This is a genomic window from Streptomyces sp. KL116D (assembly GCF_030766975.1).
GTDB classification, from domain to species: Bacteria; Actinomycetota; Actinomycetes; order Streptomycetales; family Streptomycetaceae; genus Streptomyces; species Streptomyces longispororuber_A.
In genome coordinates, this window is sequence record NZ_JASERH010000030.1 from 23,490 (window position 1) to 39,592 (window position 16,103).

General features: G+C 68.8%; 35 protein-coding genes. 26 read left to right on the plus strand and 9 right to left on the minus strand.

The features are described from left to right. The first annotated feature begins 105 nt into the window (after nt 1–105). From RBJ77_RS10150 to RBJ77_RS10240, 19 genes are all read left to right on the plus strand, one after another. On the plus strand, nt 106–513 hold the full coding sequence (locus RBJ77_RS10150; protein WP_372344660.1) for a hypothetical protein: 408 nt from the start codon (nt 106–108) through the stop codon (nt 511–513). Further along, the gene (locus RBJ77_RS10155; RefSeq protein WP_372344661.1) at nt 510–836 is read left to right on the plus strand and encodes a hypothetical protein; all 327 of its coding nucleotides are present in this window, start codon (nt 510–512) and stop codon (nt 834–836) included. Before RBJ77_RS10150 ends, RBJ77_RS10155 begins: the two co-directional genes overlap by 4 nt. Beyond that, nucleotides 833–1,195, plus strand: a complete 363-nt coding sequence (locus RBJ77_RS10160) for a hypothetical protein (RefSeq protein ID WP_372344662.1) — start codon at nt 833–835, stop codon at nt 1,193–1,195. Before RBJ77_RS10155 ends, RBJ77_RS10160 begins: the two co-directional genes overlap by 4 nt. Before the next feature lie 28 nt (nt 1,196–1,223). Further along, nucleotides 1,224–1,547 (plus strand): hypothetical protein, encoded by a 324-nt coding sequence (locus RBJ77_RS10165; RefSeq protein ID WP_372344663.1) that lies wholly within the window; start codon nt 1,224–1,226, stop codon nt 1,545–1,547. Between the two features lie 74 nt (nt 1,548–1,621). After that, nucleotides 1,622–2,473 (plus strand): hypothetical protein, encoded by an 852-nt coding sequence (locus tag RBJ77_RS10170; protein WP_372344664.1) that lies wholly within the window; start codon nt 1,622–1,624, stop codon nt 2,471–2,473. Beyond that, nucleotides 2,470–2,745 carry a hypothetical protein gene (locus tag RBJ77_RS10175; RefSeq protein ID WP_372344665.1) on the plus strand — a complete coding sequence of 92 codons (276 nt, stop codon included), beginning with the start codon at nt 2,470–2,472 and terminating at the stop codon, nt 2,743–2,745. The genes RBJ77_RS10170 and RBJ77_RS10175 overlap by 4 nt, the downstream gene beginning before the upstream one ends. Beyond that, nucleotides 2,742–3,149 (plus strand): SLOG family protein, encoded by a 408-nt coding sequence (locus RBJ77_RS10180; protein WP_372344666.1) that lies wholly within the window; start codon nt 2,742–2,744, stop codon nt 3,147–3,149. The genes RBJ77_RS10175 and RBJ77_RS10180 overlap by 4 nt, the downstream gene beginning before the upstream one ends. Nucleotides 3,150–3,218: 69 nt before the next feature. Then, nucleotides 3,219–3,539, plus strand: a complete 321-nt coding sequence (locus tag RBJ77_RS10185) for a MazG-like family protein (RefSeq protein WP_372344667.1) — start codon at nt 3,219–3,221, stop codon at nt 3,537–3,539. Continuing rightward, complete coding sequence (locus tag RBJ77_RS10190) at nt 3,539–3,808, plus strand: hypothetical protein (RefSeq protein WP_372344668.1); 270 nt, start codon at nt 3,539–3,541, stop codon at nt 3,806–3,808. The genes RBJ77_RS10185 and RBJ77_RS10190 overlap by 1 nt, the downstream gene beginning before the upstream one ends. A gap of 13 nt (nt 3,809–3,821) precedes the next feature. Beyond that, nucleotides 3,822–4,283, plus strand: coding sequence for a hypothetical protein (locus tag RBJ77_RS10195; protein WP_372344669.1), 462 nt, complete (start codon nt 3,822–3,824; stop codon nt 4,281–4,283). A gap of 56 nt (nt 4,284–4,339) precedes the next feature. Beyond that, entirely contained in the window at nt 4,340–4,714 is a 375-nt protein-coding gene (locus RBJ77_RS10200) for a helix-turn-helix domain-containing protein (RefSeq protein ID WP_372344670.1), read from the plus strand. After that, a complete protein-coding gene (locus RBJ77_RS10205) occupies nt 4,711–5,145 on the plus strand; it encodes a hypothetical protein (protein WP_372344671.1) in 435 nt (144 codons plus the stop codon). Before RBJ77_RS10200 ends, RBJ77_RS10205 begins: the two co-directional genes overlap by 4 nt. Further along, nucleotides 5,142–5,336: a hypothetical protein gene (locus tag RBJ77_RS10210; RefSeq protein WP_372344672.1), complete on the plus strand. Its 195-nt coding sequence runs from the start codon at nt 5,142–5,144 to the stop codon at nt 5,334–5,336. Before RBJ77_RS10205 ends, RBJ77_RS10210 begins: the two co-directional genes overlap by 4 nt. 32 nt (nt 5,337–5,368) lie before the next feature. Further along, nucleotides 5,369–5,530 (plus strand): hypothetical protein, encoded by a 162-nt coding sequence (locus RBJ77_RS10215; protein ID WP_372344673.1) that lies wholly within the window; start codon nt 5,369–5,371, stop codon nt 5,528–5,530. Beyond that, nucleotides 5,527–5,979 carry a hypothetical protein gene (locus RBJ77_RS10220; RefSeq protein WP_372344674.1) on the plus strand — a complete coding sequence of 151 codons (453 nt, stop codon included), beginning with the start codon at nt 5,527–5,529 and terminating at the stop codon, nt 5,977–5,979. Before RBJ77_RS10215 ends, RBJ77_RS10220 begins: the two co-directional genes overlap by 4 nt. Beyond that, on the plus strand, nt 5,976–6,446 hold the full coding sequence (locus tag RBJ77_RS10225) for a LuxR C-terminal-related transcriptional regulator (RefSeq protein ID WP_372344675.1): 471 nt from the start codon (nt 5,976–5,978) through the stop codon (nt 6,444–6,446). The genes RBJ77_RS10220 and RBJ77_RS10225 overlap by 4 nt, the downstream gene beginning before the upstream one ends. Further along, nucleotides 6,443–6,676 carry a hypothetical protein gene (locus RBJ77_RS10230; RefSeq protein WP_372344676.1) on the plus strand — a complete coding sequence of 78 codons (234 nt, stop codon included), beginning with the start codon at nt 6,443–6,445 and terminating at the stop codon, nt 6,674–6,676. The genes RBJ77_RS10225 and RBJ77_RS10230 overlap by 4 nt, the downstream gene beginning before the upstream one ends. 53 nt (nt 6,677–6,729) lie before the next feature. Continuing rightward, a complete protein-coding gene (locus RBJ77_RS10235) occupies nt 6,730–7,440 on the plus strand; it encodes a DUF6085 family protein (RefSeq protein ID WP_372344677.1) in 711 nt (236 codons plus the stop codon). Next, complete coding sequence (locus tag RBJ77_RS10240; protein WP_372344678.1) at nt 7,437–7,868, plus strand: hypothetical protein; 432 nt, start codon at nt 7,437–7,439, stop codon at nt 7,866–7,868. Before RBJ77_RS10235 ends, RBJ77_RS10240 begins: the two co-directional genes overlap by 4 nt. A gap of 79 nt (nt 7,869–7,947) precedes the next feature. On the opposite strand, the gene RBJ77_RS10245 is transcribed toward RBJ77_RS10240, so the two are convergent. From RBJ77_RS10245 to RBJ77_RS10255, 3 genes are read right to left on the minus strand one after another with little or no spacing between them, the layout of a single operon-like run. After that, nucleotides 7,948–8,442 (minus strand): CopG family transcriptional regulator, encoded by a 495-nt coding sequence (locus RBJ77_RS10245; RefSeq protein WP_372344679.1) that lies wholly within the window; start codon nt 8,440–8,442, stop codon nt 7,948–7,950. A gap of 14 nt (nt 8,443–8,456) precedes the next feature. Further along, nucleotides 8,457–8,744, minus strand: coding sequence for a hypothetical protein (locus RBJ77_RS10250; RefSeq protein WP_372344680.1), 288 nt, complete (start codon nt 8,742–8,744; stop codon nt 8,457–8,459). Next, nucleotides 8,744–9,040: a hypothetical protein gene (locus RBJ77_RS10255; RefSeq protein ID WP_372344681.1), complete on the minus strand. Its 297-nt coding sequence runs from the start codon at nt 9,038–9,040 to the stop codon at nt 8,744–8,746. The genes RBJ77_RS10250 and RBJ77_RS10255 overlap by 1 nt, the downstream gene beginning before the upstream one ends. Before the next feature lie 191 nt (nt 9,041–9,231). Between RBJ77_RS10255 and RBJ77_RS10260 the strand changes: the two genes are divergently transcribed. Then, a complete protein-coding gene (locus RBJ77_RS10260; RefSeq protein WP_372344682.1) occupies nt 9,232–9,480 on the plus strand; it encodes a hypothetical protein in 249 nt (82 codons plus the stop codon). A 91-nt stretch (nt 9,481–9,571) separates the two neighbouring features. On the opposite strand, the gene RBJ77_RS10265 is transcribed toward RBJ77_RS10260, so the two are convergent. Then, nucleotides 9,572–9,892, minus strand: coding sequence for a hypothetical protein (locus tag RBJ77_RS10265; protein ID WP_372344683.1), 321 nt, complete (start codon nt 9,890–9,892; stop codon nt 9,572–9,574). Between the two features lie 93 nt (nt 9,893–9,985). Continuing rightward, nucleotides 9,986–10,177: a hypothetical protein gene (locus RBJ77_RS10270; protein ID WP_372344684.1), complete on the minus strand. Its 192-nt coding sequence runs from the start codon at nt 10,175–10,177 to the stop codon at nt 9,986–9,988. A gap of 149 nt (nt 10,178–10,326) precedes the next feature. Between RBJ77_RS10270 and RBJ77_RS10275 the strand changes: the two genes are divergently transcribed. Continuing rightward, complete coding sequence (locus tag RBJ77_RS10275) at nt 10,327–10,623, plus strand: sigma-70 family RNA polymerase sigma factor (RefSeq protein ID WP_372344685.1); 297 nt, start codon at nt 10,327–10,329, stop codon at nt 10,621–10,623. Between the two features lie 373 nt (nt 10,624–10,996). Here RBJ77_RS10275 and RBJ77_RS10280 read toward each other — a convergent pair whose 3' ends face one another. The 4 genes from RBJ77_RS10280 to RBJ77_RS10295 all read right to left on the minus strand — a co-directional run bounded on the left by RBJ77_RS10280 (nt 10,997) and on the right by RBJ77_RS10295 (nt 13,664). Continuing rightward, nucleotides 10,997–11,374 carry a hypothetical protein gene (locus tag RBJ77_RS10280; RefSeq protein WP_372344686.1) on the minus strand — a complete coding sequence of 126 codons (378 nt, stop codon included), beginning with the start codon at nt 11,372–11,374 and terminating at the stop codon, nt 10,997–10,999. A 185-nt stretch (nt 11,375–11,559) separates the two neighbouring features. Beyond that, nucleotides 11,560–11,862: a hypothetical protein gene (locus RBJ77_RS10285; protein WP_372344687.1), complete on the minus strand. Its 303-nt coding sequence runs from the start codon at nt 11,860–11,862 to the stop codon at nt 11,560–11,562. Nucleotides 11,863–12,169: 307 nt separating this feature from the next. Next, on the minus strand, nt 12,170–12,715 hold the full coding sequence (locus RBJ77_RS10290; protein ID WP_372344688.1) for a GntR family transcriptional regulator: 546 nt from the start codon (nt 12,713–12,715) through the stop codon (nt 12,170–12,172). Further along, nucleotides 12,708–13,664 carry a GntR family transcriptional regulator gene (locus RBJ77_RS10295; RefSeq protein WP_372344689.1) on the minus strand — a complete coding sequence of 319 codons (957 nt, stop codon included), beginning with the start codon at nt 13,662–13,664 and terminating at the stop codon, nt 12,708–12,710. Before RBJ77_RS10295 ends, RBJ77_RS10290 begins: the two co-directional genes overlap by 8 nt. Before the next feature lie 161 nt (nt 13,665–13,825). Here RBJ77_RS10295 and RBJ77_RS10300 point away from each other — a divergent pair, with 161 nt between their 5' ends. The 5 genes from RBJ77_RS10300 to RBJ77_RS10320 all read left to right on the plus strand — a co-directional run bounded on the left by RBJ77_RS10300 (nt 13,826) and on the right by RBJ77_RS10320 (nt 16,059). Then, a complete protein-coding gene (locus tag RBJ77_RS10300; RefSeq protein WP_372344690.1) occupies nt 13,826–14,650 on the plus strand; it encodes a GntR family transcriptional regulator in 825 nt (274 codons plus the stop codon). 167 nt (nt 14,651–14,817) lie between these two features. Beyond that, a complete protein-coding gene (locus RBJ77_RS10305; RefSeq protein WP_372344691.1) occupies nt 14,818–15,063 on the plus strand; it encodes a helix-turn-helix domain-containing protein in 246 nt (81 codons plus the stop codon). Continuing rightward, complete coding sequence (locus RBJ77_RS10310; protein WP_372344692.1) at nt 15,063–15,488, plus strand: hypothetical protein; 426 nt, start codon at nt 15,063–15,065, stop codon at nt 15,486–15,488. Before RBJ77_RS10305 ends, RBJ77_RS10310 begins: the two co-directional genes overlap by 1 nt. Continuing rightward, on the plus strand, nt 15,488–15,838 hold the full coding sequence (locus RBJ77_RS10315; RefSeq protein ID WP_372344693.1) for a hypothetical protein: 351 nt from the start codon (nt 15,488–15,490) through the stop codon (nt 15,836–15,838). Before RBJ77_RS10310 ends, RBJ77_RS10315 begins: the two co-directional genes overlap by 1 nt. Then, a complete protein-coding gene (locus RBJ77_RS10320; protein WP_372344694.1) occupies nt 15,838–16,059 on the plus strand; it encodes a hypothetical protein in 222 nt (73 codons plus the stop codon). The genes RBJ77_RS10315 and RBJ77_RS10320 overlap by 1 nt, the downstream gene beginning before the upstream one ends. Nucleotides 16,060–16,103 lie beyond the last annotated feature (44 nt).

The following is a 16,103-nucleotide window of genomic DNA, read 5'->3' on the forward strand; positions in this document are numbered from 1 at the left end:
CGGCCGAACTACCCGCCCGTGCACCTTTTCTAGTCCCCGACTCCCTCAGGCCTTCCTAGGGCCGCTCCTGAACTTCGAGCCCAACCCAACCCGAAAGGAACCGACATGACCGACACCACCGACCCCCGCATCCAGCAGCTCACCGAAACCCTCCGCGAAGTCCTCGCCACCTTCAGCCCGATGCACGAGACCTACGGCGGCCCGGCCTCGTACTACGACGGATCGGCCGACATCGAGGTCAGCCAGTTCGAGCGCTGGACAGCCGTCCTCAACGGCGAGTTCGTCCTCAACGCCAGCGAGATCGAACTCGAAGGCGGCGACCTGATGCTGCAGGAGATGAGCGTCGGCGACGACATCGAGATCGATAAGCAGGCCGGACCACTCGGCCCCGGCGTCTGGACCATCACCGCGTTCGAGGCCGACGACCGCAGCCGCGCCCGTGTCCGGAAGCTCACCCGCGACGAGATCCAGGCCCGGCGCAGTGCCTACAGCAACGCCGGGATCTACGAGTGACCACCCAACCCGACCCGAGAGGAAACCCGATGACTTCTGGACTCACCGTCACAGTCGACGGCCAGCTCGTCCCGCTTGATGACTGCGGCTGGTTCGAGCGCCGCCCCTGCGGCTGCATCGTCTCCGCCTTGGTCGCCGTCCATGGCGACGAGGTGATCGCGACGGCCGACCAGGCGTCGCGGCACTGGCATCGCACGAAGCGGGAGCGGGAGCGTGTGGCCCGCGAAGGCATCACCGTCGAGCTGATCACCATGGCGTACTACCGCGAGCGCATCGGTGCCAACTGGGAGTGCGAGCAGCACGCCAGGGCGGTGCAGCGATGACCGACCAGAAGCCCGCGGTGACGATGGGCCAGGTCCGTGAAGCGCTCGGCCACGTCCAGCCCGGCGAGCCCGAGGTGCTCGTCTCGATCACCCGCTACACCGTGTCGGTCCTGCCGATGGACGACATCAATCACCGCTCGTTCGCCCTGTACGTGGAGCTGCGGCCGGGCGGATGGATCGTCACCGACGGCCACGAGTACTACACCGCGGCCGGCGAGTGGGCGCCCGGCATGGCGACCGCCCACCGCTTCGCCGACTACGACGACGCGCTGGCCGTGGCCAAGGCGAAGGCCCCGCATCTGCAGGTTCTGGGCCACACCGCGGTCGACGCCTACCACCGCACCCGCCCCGCCTCGTGATCCCCAACCCGACCCGAAGGAGCAGCACATGACCACCGTTGAACTCGCCACCTCCGACGGCCCCGTCACGGTCGACGCCGCCGAGCCCGTTCCCGGACTCCGCGTTTACGAACTCCCCGCCGATTCGTCCCTCGACTACCGATGGGTCCTCGCCCATCACGAGGGCCGTGCGCTCGGCTTGTTCACCTCCGCCGAGGACGCGAGCGGCGCCGCTGCGGCTGTTGCGCCGATGGCCGACTGGACGCGCGGCGTCATGACCGTCGCCAACGAGATCAGCCTCGGGGGGAACGTCGAGCGGTTCGGTCTCGCCCTCATCGCGCACGGCTCCGCGCCCGCCCGCCCCGCCCCGTGACCGAACGCACGCAGCGCCCGGGTCATAGCCGGGCGCTGCACCGCCGATCGTCCCATGACCCACAGGAGAACCCCATGACCGACCGCATCAGGCAGGCCCGCCGCCGCATCAACTCGGCGCTCATTGCTGTCGAGCCGCACCTGTCGACCCCGTACCCGGACGCCCCGAACCTGACGCCGTGGACGCGGTTCGTGGCCCCCGCGCTCAAGGAGCTGACGGAAGCCCTCGACGCCGTCCAGCCGCCTGCGCCCGCCGCCACCGACCTCCGCGAACGGGTCCTGAAGATCGCGAAGCGGCTGGAGGCCCACGCCAAGGGCTTCGGGGACGTCCTCGAAGACGTGGACAGTGAGCCGTGGGGGCGGCTCGTCGGCGCAGACATCGACGAACTGCGCGACGCCGTGACCGCCCTCCCCGCGCCCGCCGACCGGCCCGCCGTGTTGCGCGAGGCCGCGAACGGGCTCGCAGCGCTCGGACCGCTGGACTCCCTCGTGTCGGCCCCCGCCGCCTGGACCGAGGCGATCGAGACACTTCGCCGCATGGCCGACCAGATCGCCGAGGACGACCTCCGCCGCATGGCCGACGACGCGCAGCAGGCGGGCCACATCTACCTGTCGACCAGCTGCCTCCACGGCGAACACGGCTATTGCGCAGGCGGCACCGGGCAGGCCGGGGCGAAGACGCCCGCACAGTGCAAGTTCTGCGCGGCGCCCTGCATCTGCCCGTGCCACGCGGCCGACGAGGCGCCGGCGCCCGCCGTCCGGGTGGCCGGCTACCTCGAGCGCAGCCTCAACCGCCTGTACTGCCCCGCCGACCGCGGCCAGGCCGGCGGCGATCCGATCCCCGTCACCGCCGACGACCTCCCCGACGGCGGACACTGCCACCGATGCGGCCGGGACCTGCTCATCCCTGCGGGGGAGGGGCGATGACCGCCGTCCCCCTGCCGATCCCGGTCGTGGTGACCCGGCATCAGTGCCCGTTCTGCCGGATCACCCGGGCGAAGAAGGCCCGCATGGTCGCGCACATCGCCCGCTGCTGGCGGAACCCAGCCGTCCGCGCCTGCAAGACCTGCGTGCGCTTCGAGCCGGCCGAGGAGGGCCCGTACCCGGAGGATCCCGGCTGGCCCGCTGGCTGTACGGCCGGACACGCCATTGATCCGCCGCGGAGCGACTGCGGCGACTGGGCGGGGGAGGGTCGATGACCGCCCGCCCGTACCGGGTGCTCGTCACCGGAAGCCGCGACTGGCAGGAGATCGGCGTGGTTCGCCGCGCCCTCGACGAGGTTCTCGCTGTCCGCCCGCACGGTCAGCCGCTCGTCGTCGTCCACGGTAACTGCCCGACCGGCGCCGACATCATGGCCAAGGCGTGGGCGCTCACAACCTTCACGCCCGCCTGCACGGACGACTTCGAGCGGGTGACTGAAGAAGCGCATCCGGCCGCGTGGCACGTCCATGGCCGCAAGGCTGGCCCGATCCGCAACCAGCACATGGTCGACCTCGGCGCCGACATCTGCCTCGCGTTCATCCGCAACGGCTCCCGGGGCGCCAGCCATTGCGCGGCCCGCGCCGAAGCCGCCGGGATCACCGTCCGCCGATTCACCAGCTAGCAACACCGGCCGTCCCGAGCGGAATTCGGGACGGCCGACCCACCAAGTAGATCAACCAGGAGGAACCCCATGCTCAACACCGCCCAGTGGGAGACCATCCAGCGTCTCGTCGCCTGGCTCGACCAGGAGAACGGCCGCAGCCAGCAGGAGATCAGCCTGCGCCTGCTCAAACTGTCCGAGGAGGCGGGTGAGGTCGCGCAGGCGTGGATCGGCGTGCAGGGCCAGAACCCGCGCAAGGGGATCACGCACACGGTCGGCGACGTGTGCGACGAGCTGATCGATGTCATGGTCACCGCCGCCGTCGCCCTCGCCTCGCTCTCCGACCAGCCGGCCGAACTGGTCGCCGAGAAGCTGGCGAAGATCGAGACACGCTCGATGGCAGCCAGCTGATGCCCCGCGTCATCCGCGCCCGCGACATCGACGCCGTCCTCGCCTACGGCGGATTCGAACCCTCCGACTACGACCCGCGCACCGGCTGGTACCCCGGCTACCGCGTTGCCCAGGACGGCAGGCGCATGGTCCACGTCTTCCACGACGGGCCCGGCGAGGTCGCCGGACTCGACCAGTACCAGGCCGAGTTGCAGGCCGCCGGCTACCACGTCGTCCCCGACCAGCAGCCCGGCGGCGGACGACGCCGACTCCACATCACCCAGCACTGACCAGGAGGAAACCATGACCGATCTCCCGTACACCGACGATGACCTTCGTGCCGAAGCCGGCCGCCAGCACGCCGTGTTGGCCGAGGACCCCGACTTCATGGGCGTCGGCGAGATGATGGCCGACGCCGAGGTCGTGAGCCTCGCCCCGCAGCACACCCCGACGGATGTCAACGGCCAGCCGAACGACGCCGACGGCGTCACCTGGGACGGTCTCCTCTGCCCGGAGACCGACGACTGCGAGGCGTTCGGCGAGGCGCAACGCAAGATCCACGACCTGATCCAGGGCGCGGCCGACACGTCCCGCTGGGCCGTCGACCTCGGCGCCGACGACCTGAAGCCCAGCGGCGAGCGCGTCGACATCGCCGAGGACGGCAAGGCCCTGGTCCGCATCCACTTCGCGTTCCACCCCGACATGCCCGCCGAGCTGCGCGCCTCCGTGATCGCCGCAGTCCGCGACGAGACCGCCGCCAACTAGCCCCCGGGGCGGTGGTTTCGGCCGCCGCCCCACCCCAACCGACAGGAGCATGCACCGTGCCCGATCTCGCCGCCGCGAACGCGACCATCAACGGCCTGTATCTGAAAGTCGGCCAGCGGATGATCGCCGCTCGCAAGGCCCGCGGCTACACCCAAGCCGACCTCGGCCAAGCGGTCGGACTGTCCCGGTCGTCGATCGCCAATATCGAGAACGCCGTCCAGCGCGCCCCGTTCCACACCCTTCTCGGCATCGCACAAGCCCTCGGCGTCGACCCGGTCGGCCTGCTCCTCAGCGACGACCCGCCGCAGGTGGCACCGCCGATGCCGTCGGTCAACGTCACGCTCCGCCGCAGACTCCTCGCCGCCCGAACCGAGATCGACACCCTCCTCGAAGCCATCCCCGGCGACTATGACAAGGGAGACCACTCATGAGCCGCCGCTTCCACCTCCAGCGTGATCACGACGTGACCGGCGTGTCCGGCACAGGCCGGGTCGCCGAAGGCGTTCTCTGGACCGATGGCACCGCCTCCGTGCGCTGGCTCGGCGAACGACCGTCCACCGTCCACTGGGACGACATCGCCCACGCCGAGCACGTCCACGGCCACGGCGGCGCAACCCGGATCGTGTGGGACGACCCCGAGCCCACCGACCCCGCCCTGTACCTCGGCAGCCCCGGCTGCCCGTACTGCCCCGACGGGCACATGCCGCCCGAACACGGCCAGCCCTGGGCCGCGTTCGTTGGCCTCACCCGCGACGGCGACGGCCAGCCGATGCAGATCATCGTCGCCCGCAGTGCCGGAGCGCACGTTGCCGAATCCGACGCCGAATGGGTGCGCGCCCGACTCAACGGAGGCCAGCCGTGACGACCGTCCACCGCCCGAAGTCGATCACCCCGGATGAGGCGACCGACCAGATCCTCACCCGCTGCTACCGGGGCGAATCCCGCCGCGACGTCATCGCCCGCGCTGTCCGCATGCTCGCCGACGCCGACGGCCACCTCCACCCCAACGGGACGATCAAAACCGGCAGCAAGACCACCCGGAGGCCCGCATGACCACCCCCGCACCCGAACCCTGCGGAGATGCCGTGGAGCGCGCCGTCGACCGGATCATCGACCTGCTCTCCGACGAGCCCCCCATCGGCCAGCACCGGCGAGCGATCAGCGAAGAGCAGTGGGACCAGAAGGAGACCGTCGAATTCGCCGGCGAATGGCTCGGGCCAGCGACGATCAACGAGGAGAAGCCGTGACCAGTCCCGCCGCCCGTACCGCAGCCGCCTGGGCAGCCCTGATGATCAGCCACGACTTTGGGGACCACGTCGTACAGATCGACGCCCAAGCCGTCACCAAGGGCAAGTCCGGCGCCGAAGGCATCCGCGCCTGCGCCACCCACGTCGCCACCTACACCGCCACCCAGGCGATCACCCTCGCCGCCGCCAACCGGCTCCTGGATCTGCGCATCAGCTGGAAGCGGGCCGCCGCCGGACTCGCCATTTCCGCGGCCACCCACTACATCGCCGACCGGCAAGGCGGCCACTGGTGCGACGACGAACCCCGCGGCATCGTCCGCCTCGCCGCCGCCACCGGACACGCCGGCTGGCTCCAGCGCGACCCCAACGCCGGCTACCTCATGGACCAGTCCTGGCACAAAGCATGGCTCGCCGTCGCAGCAGCCGTCATCGGGGGAGGAGAGCGGTGACCGTCCAGCTGACCGCCCGCGAGCTTGAAGTCCTCACCCTCATCGCGAACGGGTTCACGCACGAGGAGATCGGCGAGCAGCTGTTCACCAGCCGCCAGGCCGTCAACGACGCCCTGACCCGCGCCCGGTTCCGTCTTGGCGCCTTGAGCACCCCTCACGCCATCCTCCTCGGCGTTCGGGCGGGAATCCTCGAGGGCCGCCCTAGACGGCGCCCAGGGCCCGCCAGACAGCCCCTCACGGCCCGGCAGGCCGAAGTCCTCGCCGCCGCCGCCGACGGCGCCAGCATCGCGACTGTCGCCCGCCGGCTCGACACCACCACCCAGCAAGTCTCCGCCCGGCTCTCCGAGGGCTACCGGCGCCTCGGCGTCACTGAACTACCTAAGCAGCACCGCCGGGCCGCAGCCGTCGACGTCGCCCGACGCCGCGGACTCATCCCACCCGCCAACGCCCGGAAGGACGCCGCATGACCCACACCGTGATCGCCTGCCACCCCGCCGACCTGATCTTCAACGCGCGTGCGCGTCTCTTCATCACCGCCCGCGACATGTGGATCAACGGCAACCCCGACCTGGCCGCCCGCATGGAACACGGCCAGACGCAGTTCGCCGACCCCGACCTCGACGTCATGCACGCCGGACTGGAGGAGATCAGCAACGTGCTCCACGAAGCCGTCCAGGCAGTCGGGGGGTTCCAGTGACCGAGCCCGTCCGCCTAGAGATCGACCTCAACTCCCGCACCCCCGACGGCCTCGTGCCCGTCCACCTGCCCGACGGCGTCACCGTGCAGCCGGGCCAGCAGGTGATCGCCTTCGAGTCCGAGGACCAAGTCGCCGCCCCCGCGGTCGTCCGCCGGCTCGAGCACGGGCACGCCCACCTCGACGTCGACTGGGGCGCCATGCGCGACGACCAGCCCGGCCGCGACGAGACAGCGACCCAAGCGACCGGCGGCGCCGATGAAGCCGTGATCGCCCGAGCCATCGGCGACTTCGTCGAGCACCTCGCCCACATCCCACCCAACCTGAAAGCCCGTGCCGTCAACGCAGTTGGCCCCGCCCTCCAAGCCCACGGCGAATGGCTGCGCCTCTCCACCCGGCAGACCGTTGCGGTTGCCGTCCTCCTCGCCGTGAAAGCCGAACTCGAAGCCGCCGCCGACCTGCCCGACGTCGATGGCCAGTGCCCAGCCTGCGGAGGCGAGAGCCTCATGCTCGCCGACGGCGGCTACGTCACCTGCCGTCGCGCAGACTGCCCCGACCCGACGGCCGCGCACGACGCCATCGAAGAGCGCGCCGGGGCCAACGCCTACGACCGGGCGATCAACACGCCGCCGTCAGCCGCAGCACTGGAAGGGATCCGGAAGCGACTCGCCGACGGCACCGCACCCCGACGGACAGTCCCCCGAACAACCCTGGACAATCCGCCGACCAGCAGCGACGCGGTGAACAACCCGCAGGAGCAGCCGTGAACTCCGACGACATCCTCGACCAGATCGACCAGGCCCTCGAGGACGACACCGTCAGCGACGACGCCATGCGCAGCCGGCCCGCAGCCGAACCCGAGGTGTGGATAGCGCCCGTTGGGACAGAGGCTGGCGGCGAGGGATGGGGGCGCCTTGAGGGGATCAGCGGCATCGAGATCCACGGGGACGTTGCCACCGTCGAGATCGTCCCCGACGTCGAGGCGTTCACCAACGCCCTGGCCGGCGCATACCGGCAGAGCGTCGAAGTGGCGGCCCGCTCCCTCGAGCTCCTCCGTGACGCCCTCCGCGGTGGCGAGTGGGTCGACACCAACGGCGACCCCGTGCAGCCGCCCCAGCGCCCGCGTCCGCCCCTCCCACGCCGTGACGGGCGCCCGGCATGGCAGACGCCCTACGGGCCCGCCAGGCGGCGGTGAATGCCGCCACGGCCCGCGCAAGGCGACGCCCTCGCACCCAACCAGGGCGCGAGGGCGCGGTGTTGCTCGGACGGTCCGGCTAGGGCAGCGCCTTCTCGGCCGCTCGGCGCAGCCACTCGGCCCGCGAGACCTTGTCCGCCTTCGCCGCAGCGTCGACCCTCTCCAGCAGCTCCTCGGGGTAGGCGACGTTGATGGCGGGTCCGATGGCCGGCCGCCCACCCCTGGGGTCCGGCTCGGACTCGTCCGGAGTGTCGGGGAACCACTGCGCCAGGGCCTTCTCCGCGTCGCTGTCACCGCACTGGATCATCCACTCGCGGGCCTCCTCACCGGTGAGGGACGCCCAGCTGTCGTCTCCGTCGTACTCGCGGGTGGCGTCCTCGTGCGAGACCCAGCGACCGCCCTTGGTGCGGTACAGCTCCGCGCGGGAGGTCTGCAGGCCGGACACGGTGCCGAGCCAGTTGTTGCCGTCCCACTTCTGGTCCTCGACGAGGATCAGGGTGGCGGCGTCCAGGTCGAACCAGCCCACGCGCTGCTTGTAGTGGCCGGTTCCTTCGTAGAGCTTGATGCGGTTCATGGGGTTCCCCGTGGTTAGTCGTTGGTGACGATGCGGAGGCGGATCAGGTGCTTCTTCGTGCGGGGGGTGAGCGTGCCGGGGATTTCGTCGCCGTAGCAGTCCGTCAGGTAGACCAGGCGCTCTCCGCTACCGCCACCTGGCAGCGGCGTCGGGTCGGCTACGCCATAGCCGGAGACGAACGTGTAGCGCTCCCCGTGGATCACGCCGATCGCGCGCTCGTTGTAGTGGTTCATCACGTCGGCGACGGTCATCGACTCGGTGGGCTCATCCCCGGTGAGGGGCCTGCTGTCATCGCGGTCCATCAGTGGCTGCCTTCCGGGGCGTTCTGCAGGTGGGCGAGCTGGTCGCGCAGCGCCTGGATCTCGTCGGCCTGCTCGGCGATCACCCGGTCCTGCCTCTCGATCGTCTTCTTGTGCTCGGCCAGCTGCTCGTGGCCGGTGCGCAGCCGCGTCTGCTGCCGCTCGATCTTGGCGTCCTTTCCGCGAATGACGTTGCGCTGCCCGTCGATCTTGGAGAGCAGGGCGGCGATGTCGGGGTGCTTGACCGGGTCGAGGTCGCGGAGGTCCTGCTCGTGGCGGGCGGTGAGGCGGTCATTCATGGTCGTTCCCCCATCGGCGAGTTCTCAATACTGAAAAGGTTGAGGCTCACAGCCTGCGTCACAGGCAGGGGGATGTCAATACTGAAAACCTATCCGGCTGGCACGCACCATGCCCCAACACGCCATCCCTGCAAGCGCGTTGCGCCAACCCGGCAGACAGGAGCACGCTGGCCGAGGCGAAGGAGACGTGCATGGGCTGGGTCGACAGAGAGCACATTCCCGCCCTCGAGCAGGACTGGCGGTACGGGCGGCTGATCAACCTCACCCGGCGGCTCCTGGAGGCCCGCATGCCCCCGTGCACCAACGCCAGCTGCAACGGCGGGACCATCACCGTGCGGGACCAGGACGGCAACGAGACCACCGTCACCTGCGACGTCTGCGGCGGCAGCGGGGAAGTCGCGGCACCCGCCGACAACGAAGACGACGGGCGGGCCGGCTAGCCGACGTCCGGCAGTCCCTCGGCCTCGACGGCAGGCGGGCATGACGAAGCCCCCGAACCAGAGTGGTCGGGGGCTCGGGGTGGACCGGCGGTCAGGACAGCTCGGTGATGCACAGCCAGGCGGGCCGCTCGCAGGTGTAGCCGAGGACGCGGATCGCGTGCGCGAGCTGAACATCCCAGCCGGCCTGCCGATCCGGGGAGATCCCCGCCGCGCTCTGGTACCCGCCGGACTCGACCTCCTCGCTGTACGCAACCAGGAAAACCGTCTCGCCCTGGTTGGAGCCGCCGACCGCGTAGCGCACGTCGGGGCACTGATCCTTGATCGCCTCCAGGACTTCGTCGATCCGATCCGTCTCCTCGGCGTCCGAGCCGACGTACACGCCATAGCCGAAGGTGACGTAGGTGGTGTCCATGACGGGTCCTCTCGTCGTCGGTTCGGCTGATCGGGTTCCCAGGGGCCGTGCCTTGCGTGGGGGGCCGGGGAAGCCCGGCCCCCCACGGTGCGCTCAGCTGCCGCCGATGATTCGGCCCCACTTCGAGACGGTGTCCTCGTCGCCGCTGATCGTGTACTTGATCGTCCCGTCGACCTCGTGCTTGATCGACGTGTCCAGGCCGTGCTTCAGGAGTGCCTCCCGGTCCTCCTTGTCGTTCTGGTCGCGGTGATCGGAGATGTGGCCCGTCCAGCTGAACTTCGCCATGTCGTGAACTCCCTGTTGAGGTGTCGTTCCGTGTGGTGTTTTCAAGGGGTTCCTGCTGTCTTGCTCTACTTCGAAATTAGTGGGTACCCATCAAACGCGTCAAGCGGGCGGCCCTTGATTCTTTAGCGGGTACCCACTAACTTCGGGTAATGGACACTCCACCCAAACCGTTCCAGCAGCTCACCGCACTCACCGGCCCCGAAAGCATCGAACGCGCCCAAGCCCTCACCGAGGCGCTCAACGCCGTCCCCGAACTACAGCGCTGGCTACGGGAACAGAGACAGCACGTCATCCGCACCCTCCACGAACGCGACGGAATCAGCTACACCGACATGGCGCCCCACCTCGGCGTCAAACCCGAACGCGTCAGCGGCATCGCCCGCGGCCACAGCCGGACCCCACGAACCAAAAAGCGCGCAGCAGAGGAAGGCGAAGAGAATGGCTGACCGGACCGCGCTATATCGGCACCCCTAACGCGGCACTCCCGCCGGCCACGCGCCACGGCCCCCACCTCGCGTCGAGGCAGGGCCGTGGCGCGTGCACAGGGTGGCAGCCTGAGGCGCGAGCTGGCGGCTACCGCAGGAACCGCGTCAGCCGCGTCGTGACGCTCAGTTGAAGTTCAGCTCGCCGTCGATCCCGCCCGCTCGCCTGCCTGCCGCCTCGCGCGCGAAACACGGCGAGCAAGCCAGGAGGCTTGCCCTCTTCGAGGGAGCAGTTTTTTAAGCCAGTCCTCTTCTAGGTAACCCTCTTCTAAGAAGACCCCTCACTTTCAAGAGTCCCATCCAGCAGGACTCCTGCCGAGCGGGACTCCTGAAAACCTCACCCCGGAGCAGGCGGCCTGAGCAGCAGCGATAGCCCTTGCGGAGTGTCACTTACCGCAGTCGTCGTCCGCCACTTGCCGTCCTCGCCCTTGGCCCTCACGTGGGCGACCAGGCCTGCCTCTCGAAGCTCCTTCAGTGCGGCGCGCACGGCGTACTCGCCCTCGCCCTTGCCGCCCGCCTTCTCGTGCAGGCCGACTAGCCGCTCGGTCGTCATGTCGGAGTCGTCCGGGTAGGAGAGCAGCGTCAAGAGGAGCCCCTTCGCCTTCAGGCTCAGCGCGTAGTTCCGAGCGACGTGCTCGTTGCTGACGGGAGTCCAGCCGCCCGACTTCGGCCGCGAACGGTGCGTCCTCACCAGCCGGCCGATCGCTGGCGACAAGGAGGCTTCATCGGTATGGTCATGCTCAGTGCCTTACTTCGTAGGTGGGTGCGAACGCGGCGGGGTGATGACCCGCTCGATACGCAGAATGGCCGGACGGTGGTGACCGTCCGGCCTCTGCTTTTTGTTGCCAATTCTAGTTGCTCACGGGACTCAAGTCGGCTGATCCCGGTGCCAATTGGAGATCAGGAACGGGAGACTTCGAGGGCTGCCGGCAGCGCCGGCCGCGGCAGGTCGAACGCCTCCGCGAGGATCACGCGGGCCGCGATATCCCGCTCCCACGACGGCCGGCCCAGCGGCATCGCCAGGACCCGGTGACCGTCACGACGGATAGCCAGGTAGCCGGTGAGCGTCGGCTCCGAGATCCGCGTCTCCACCAACTCCACGTCCAGATCGGCGAGCAGCTGAGGGAGCGGAGTGTCGAGGAGCATCGACGACGTAGGGCGCTGCCGACCGGCGCAGTCGACGGCACGGGTTGCTAAGCTCATGGCAGACCTCAATTCAGGGATGGGTTGAGTCGCTGATCAGCGAGCGGGAACTCGCTGGTCGAACAGGCCGGACGGGTGCGAACCGTCCGGCCGTTCGCGTTCCAGGGGTCAGATTGGCCCCAGCGGTACGGGAGTTGGAACAGCTTGTTGAGTGGCGTGGACCACTCTTTCAACGTAGCGGGCTGGCAGAACCGGCCATCGAGATCCGGAACCCGGAGATCTCGGAGAACCTCGGAGGGCCTCGGAACGCCTCACCGAGACTCATGCAGGCTCACTCGTGCAGGACGGCTGGAAGGCGACGGTCGGTTCATCTCGGGGCGAGCACCCGGTTGGGTGCAACCTTTGTGAGGCTGGTCCTGATGAAGGTGCCAAGGCCGTGGAGGCGCAGGAGTGAACCGTCGGCGACCAGCTCACGGAAGGCGCGCTCCACGGTGCCCTTCGAAACCGCTGATGCCGCGGCAAGGTCGGACGTGTTCGGGATCCGATCTCCCGGCTGCCACCTGCCTGAGGTGATCTCCGAGCGGATCAACTCGGCGAGAGCGGCGGACTTCTGGCGCGTCGGGGCGTCAATGTCGGGCCACGTCAGCGGGTCGAACGGCGCCATCTCGTGATTGTGGGTGCCGTTGTGGGCGGGTCGCTCGGCCCTGATCGTGTCCCGTTCCAGGTCCAGCGCGTCACGCCAGGATGTGTCGAGCCATCGGATGTCCTTGCGGGCGACCCGCGGCCACCACCACATCCAGTACGCGTGCCGCTCCCAGCGTGCTTCGGGGTCGAGGGTGATCCCGACGTAGAGCAACTGGTCGGTGCCGTCGTAGAGGCGGTAGAGGGCGGTACGTTCGGGAGCGCTAGTCACGTGGCTCCTCCCCTACGTCTTGGGGGAAAGGTGTCCGGTACTGCCGGAGGCAGAGGTTTCCGGGCTCGACGAAACTCTGCACCTCAAGCGCATGCCCGTCACCATCGAGAACCTGCCGGAAGACTTGCATGACAGGGACCTCCTGCGAGAGCTGCAAGGCCAGCAGCTCGGCAGTGGTCGGCGGCCGGACTGATATCTGATCCAAGGTCTCAGCGGGAACGCCGCCTGCGCCGTGTAGGCGCTGGTACGTCGAGACCATTCGTATCGGCCGGCCGTCTGACTGCACGAGCGTGTCCACCCGCTGAACGAGATCGCCGTCCTCGATGGCCAGAGCCTGCGCGACACGACGTGGGGGAGTCACCTCTTCGCTGGCGACTTCCGTCTCGACATGCTGGCTCGGGTCGTCGAGGTGCTGCGGTGCGGGCGAGGTCACGTAAACGGCCGATCCGGAGCGGCCAACGGCGAAGCCTTCGTCCTTCAGGATGCGGAGGCCGCGCTGCACGGTGACGTTCGAGGTTCGGAACTGAGTGATCAGGTCCTGCGTAGAGGGGAAGCGTGAGCCGACCGGCATGTCCCCGGCCATGATGACGGGGCGAATGTCGGCAGCCATGCGCTCGGCGACGCTGCGATTGTCGGCGGCCACCGCAACAGGTCGAGGCCGAAGCGGTTCCTCATCAACCGCGGGCAACAGCGCGAGAACGGCAGCCGTGTTGTGGGTGTGGTTGTACGCCGGCTGCTCGCGGCGAATGGTTTCGACTTCGGCGTCGGCGGCCTCGGCCCTGGTGTCGAACCATTCGAAGTCGCGCGTCGCGACCTCGGGCCACCAGGGTTTGTCGGCGGCGTGGGCCTTCATTCGCTTCTTCGGCTCGCTGCTGATGCCGACATAGAGGAGTCGGTCGTCCTCGTCGTAAAGGCGGTAGAGCGCGGTGCGCTCGTCGGATTCAGGCATGGAACCCCTTCGTCCTGTTGGGCACTGGCGTTCCACGTGGATGTTGTGCGTACAGTTGGTACAGAGCGCGCAGGCAGAACTAGCCCGCTGACCTGCGCCTCTAACGTCAGTGGCTGTGCGTACACGTGGAACTACTGGAATAGACGGTCCTCGACTTCCACGTGGAAGTCAAGCGGCTCGGTCGAACCGGCTATGCCCGACGCACGCGAGAGCTTTTTGGAGGCGTCTTGGCGAGCAAGAAGGGCGACGGCAGCTTGGGGTACGAGGCCATCGCGGACCAGCTGCGATCGCGTATCGAGAGTGGTGAACTCGCGCCCGGCGACAAGGTCCCCGGCGAGAAGGAGCTCATCGCTACCTACAAGGTCAGCCGTGACACCGCCTGGAAAGCCCTTCAGATCCTCCGCGATGAAGGACTGACTGAGTCCCGGCAGGGCGCGCCGACGCGAGTGCGAAAGTTCCAGCGCATCGTCCGGCCGGCGAACAAGCGCCTCTCGAAGGAGGTCTGGGGTTCCGGCAAGTCGATGTGGACGGCAGACGTCATTGACGGTGAGCCGCGCGTTGCGGACCCGCAGGTTCGCCGTTCCGTCGCCGACAGCAGGGTCGCGGCCCTCCTCGGTCTTGAGCGAGGCGACGGAGTTGTCATCCGGATCCGCCGATACGACCTTGGGGAAAAGCCTGTGATGTGCGCGATGTCGTACATCCCCGCCGACTTGGCCGACGGCACGCCGATCGCCGAGACGGACACCGGCCCGGGCGGCATCTATAAGCGGCTGGAGGAGATCGGTCACGGGCCGACGCTCTTCAGGGAGGAGGTCCGGTCGCGCATGCCGAGCAAGAGCGAGAAGGAGCTCCTGAAGATCGAGCGAGGGACGCCTGTGATCGAGATTCGACGGTACGCCGCCGAGGAGTCCGGTCGCATCGTTGAGGTCAATGAGATGGTTTTGGACAGCTCCAACTACGTTCTGGAGTACGTCATCCCCTCCTGATCTGCGCATTTACCTGCCCCACCCCGCCGGGTGGGGCTTTTTTCATGCCTGGGTTCGAGTTGGACGTTGACTTCCACGTGGAAGTAGGCGCACTCTTGGAGCACGGCGAACTTCCACGTGGAAGTTCCAAGAGTTCCAGCCTGTACGCCTAAGACCCGGGAGCAACCTTGAGTCACGATGCCCCGGCCGCGGTCACCGTGGCCCCCTCCCCGAACTTCCTGAATGCGGCCGAGGTCGCGACGCGGCTCCGCGTCTCGCGATCCACCGTCTACAACCTCATCGCCTCCGGCCGGCTGGCGGCCCTCCGCAACGGGACCGGCAAGATCCGCCCCCGCGGCGTGCGAGTGGCCGAGTCGACCGTCGATGAGTACCTCGCCAACTCCCGCATCACCCCCACCGAGGAGGCCGCGTGATGGCCACAGCAACTCCGACCCCCGTCCCCCTGACCCCCGCCATGACCTTCGCCACCGCGTCGGGCGCCTCGGTCGAGGTCCTGGCCGTCGCCGGCCCGTCCCCCTACCGCTGGTCTTGCACGGCGGGTCACCGCAGTGAGGTGCCGTTCGGTTCGCTGCCGTTCTGCCGGGACGCGGCGAAGGTGCACGCCGGCGAGTGCCCGGGTGTCGTGGATGTTTTCGCCAGGCAGCGCGCCATCGAGCAGGCCGTCTCTGCTCTGCGTTTCGGTGAGTCGACGGTCGTGAACGGTACGACGGTGACGGCGGTCGATCTGGCGACTGCGGAGGCGATCCGCACCCACGGGGAGGCGGTGCGGCTGGCGGATGCCTGCCGGTCCCACCTCGCCGGCGCCGGTCTGCTGCACCTGATCGGCGGTGACGTGTGATGACGGAGATCCGCATCGATCTGGGTACTTCCGCAGCGGGTGCGGTTATCGGCGCTTTCGTCCTGTACCGGGATCCGGAGGCGTGGCTGCGCGGCGACGAGGGGCACACGATGGTGTGCCGGGTGGAGGACGAGGCGTTTCGCCGGTTGGATCTGCGGGTTCTGCGGACTGGTGAGCAGTTGGAGCGTGTCGACCCGGCGTTTACGCGGCCGATTCCGCTGGCGTTCATCATGCGGGACATCGACGAGGCGCCTCTGGTAGCCGACTATCCGGATCTGACGCCGGCCGCGGTGGCGTGGCTGCGGCAGAACTCGACGACGTCCGCGGAGCTTGAGGGCGGTGACGCGTGATGGCGACCGTGATCGAGTCCCGTTCTGCCGCGGATCGGGCCGCGTTCGACAAGGCGTCCTATGTCCGTCCGATCTACGCCATCTTCTCGGCGGGTCATCCGCGGGGTTCGTGGCCGGCGGAGGAGGAGGCGGCGCGGCTGACGGCGGCGGGTACGCCGGCGACGGTTCGCATGGACCGGCACGGTGACCGCTTCCTTGTGGTTCCGGAGGTGGCGTCTTGAGCCCGTCGGATCGTTCGGTCCGTTTGGGGCAGCGTCTGTGCCGG

Excerpts from the sequence above, each read along its gene's own strand:
- RBJ77_RS10245 (WP_372344679.1), bottom strand. The coding sequence starts at position 8,442 with ATGAACCGCATCAAGCTCTACGAAGGAACCGGCCACTACAAGCAGCGC.
- RBJ77_RS10230 (WP_372344676.1), top strand. The coding sequence starts at position 6,443 with ATGACCCACACCGTGATCGCCTGCCACCCCGCCGACCTGATCTTCAAC.
- RBJ77_RS10190 (WP_372344668.1), top strand. The coding sequence starts at position 3,539 with ATGCCCCGCGTCATCCGCGCCCGCGACATCGACGCCGTCCTCGCCTAC.
- RBJ77_RS10205 (WP_372344671.1), top strand. The coding sequence starts at position 4,711 with ATGAGCCGCCGCTTCCACCTCCAGCGTGATCACGACGTGACCGGCGTG.
- RBJ77_RS10310 (WP_372344692.1), top strand. The coding sequence starts at position 15,063 with ATGGCCACAGCAACTCCGACCCCCGTCCCCCTGACCCCCGCCATGACC.
- RBJ77_RS10250 (WP_372344680.1), bottom strand. The coding sequence starts at position 8,744 with ATGGACCGCGATGACAGCAGGCCCCTCACCGGGGATGAGCCCACCGAG.
- RBJ77_RS10320 (WP_372344694.1), top strand. The coding sequence starts at position 15,838 with ATGGCGACCGTGATCGAGTCCCGTTCTGCCGCGGATCGGGCCGCGTTC.
- RBJ77_RS10260 (WP_372344682.1), top strand. The coding sequence starts at position 9,232 with ATGGGCTGGGTCGACAGAGAGCACATTCCCGCCCTCGAGCAGGACTGG.
- RBJ77_RS10175 (WP_372344665.1), top strand. The coding sequence starts at position 2,470 with ATGACCGCCGTCCCCCTGCCGATCCCGGTCGTGGTGACCCGGCATCAG.
- RBJ77_RS10195 (WP_372344669.1), top strand. The coding sequence starts at position 3,822 with ATGACCGATCTCCCGTACACCGACGATGACCTTCGTGCCGAAGCCGGC.
- RBJ77_RS10185 (WP_372344667.1), top strand. The coding sequence starts at position 3,219 with ATGCTCAACACCGCCCAGTGGGAGACCATCCAGCGTCTCGTCGCCTGG.
- RBJ77_RS10255 (WP_372344681.1), bottom strand. The coding sequence starts at position 9,040 with ATGAATGACCGCCTCACCGCCCGCCACGAGCAGGACCTCCGCGACCTC.
- RBJ77_RS10270 (WP_372344684.1), bottom strand. The coding sequence starts at position 10,177 with ATGGCGAAGTTCAGCTGGACGGGCCACATCTCCGATCACCGCGACCAG.
- RBJ77_RS10265 (WP_372344683.1), bottom strand. The coding sequence starts at position 9,892 with ATGGACACCACCTACGTCACCTTCGGCTATGGCGTGTACGTCGGCTCG.
- RBJ77_RS10295 (WP_372344689.1), bottom strand. The coding sequence starts at position 13,664 with ATGCCTGAATCCGACGAGCGCACCGCGCTCTACCGCCTTTACGACGAG.
- RBJ77_RS10275 (WP_372344685.1), top strand. The coding sequence starts at position 10,327 with ATGGACACTCCACCCAAACCGTTCCAGCAGCTCACCGCACTCACCGGC.
- RBJ77_RS10150 (WP_372344660.1), top strand. The coding sequence starts at position 106 with ATGACCGACACCACCGACCCCCGCATCCAGCAGCTCACCGAAACCCTC.
- RBJ77_RS10165 (WP_372344663.1), top strand. The coding sequence starts at position 1,224 with ATGACCACCGTTGAACTCGCCACCTCCGACGGCCCCGTCACGGTCGAC.
- RBJ77_RS10170 (WP_372344664.1), top strand. The coding sequence starts at position 1,622 with ATGACCGACCGCATCAGGCAGGCCCGCCGCCGCATCAACTCGGCGCTC.
- RBJ77_RS10315 (WP_372344693.1), top strand. The coding sequence starts at position 15,488 with ATGACGGAGATCCGCATCGATCTGGGTACTTCCGCAGCGGGTGCGGTT.
- RBJ77_RS10285 (WP_372344687.1), bottom strand. The coding sequence starts at position 11,862 with ATGAGCTTAGCAACCCGTGCCGTCGACTGCGCCGGTCGGCAGCGCCCT.
- RBJ77_RS10160 (WP_372344662.1), top strand. The coding sequence starts at position 833 with ATGACCGACCAGAAGCCCGCGGTGACGATGGGCCAGGTCCGTGAAGCG.
- RBJ77_RS10180 (WP_372344666.1), top strand. The coding sequence starts at position 2,742 with ATGACCGCCCGCCCGTACCGGGTGCTCGTCACCGGAAGCCGCGACTGG.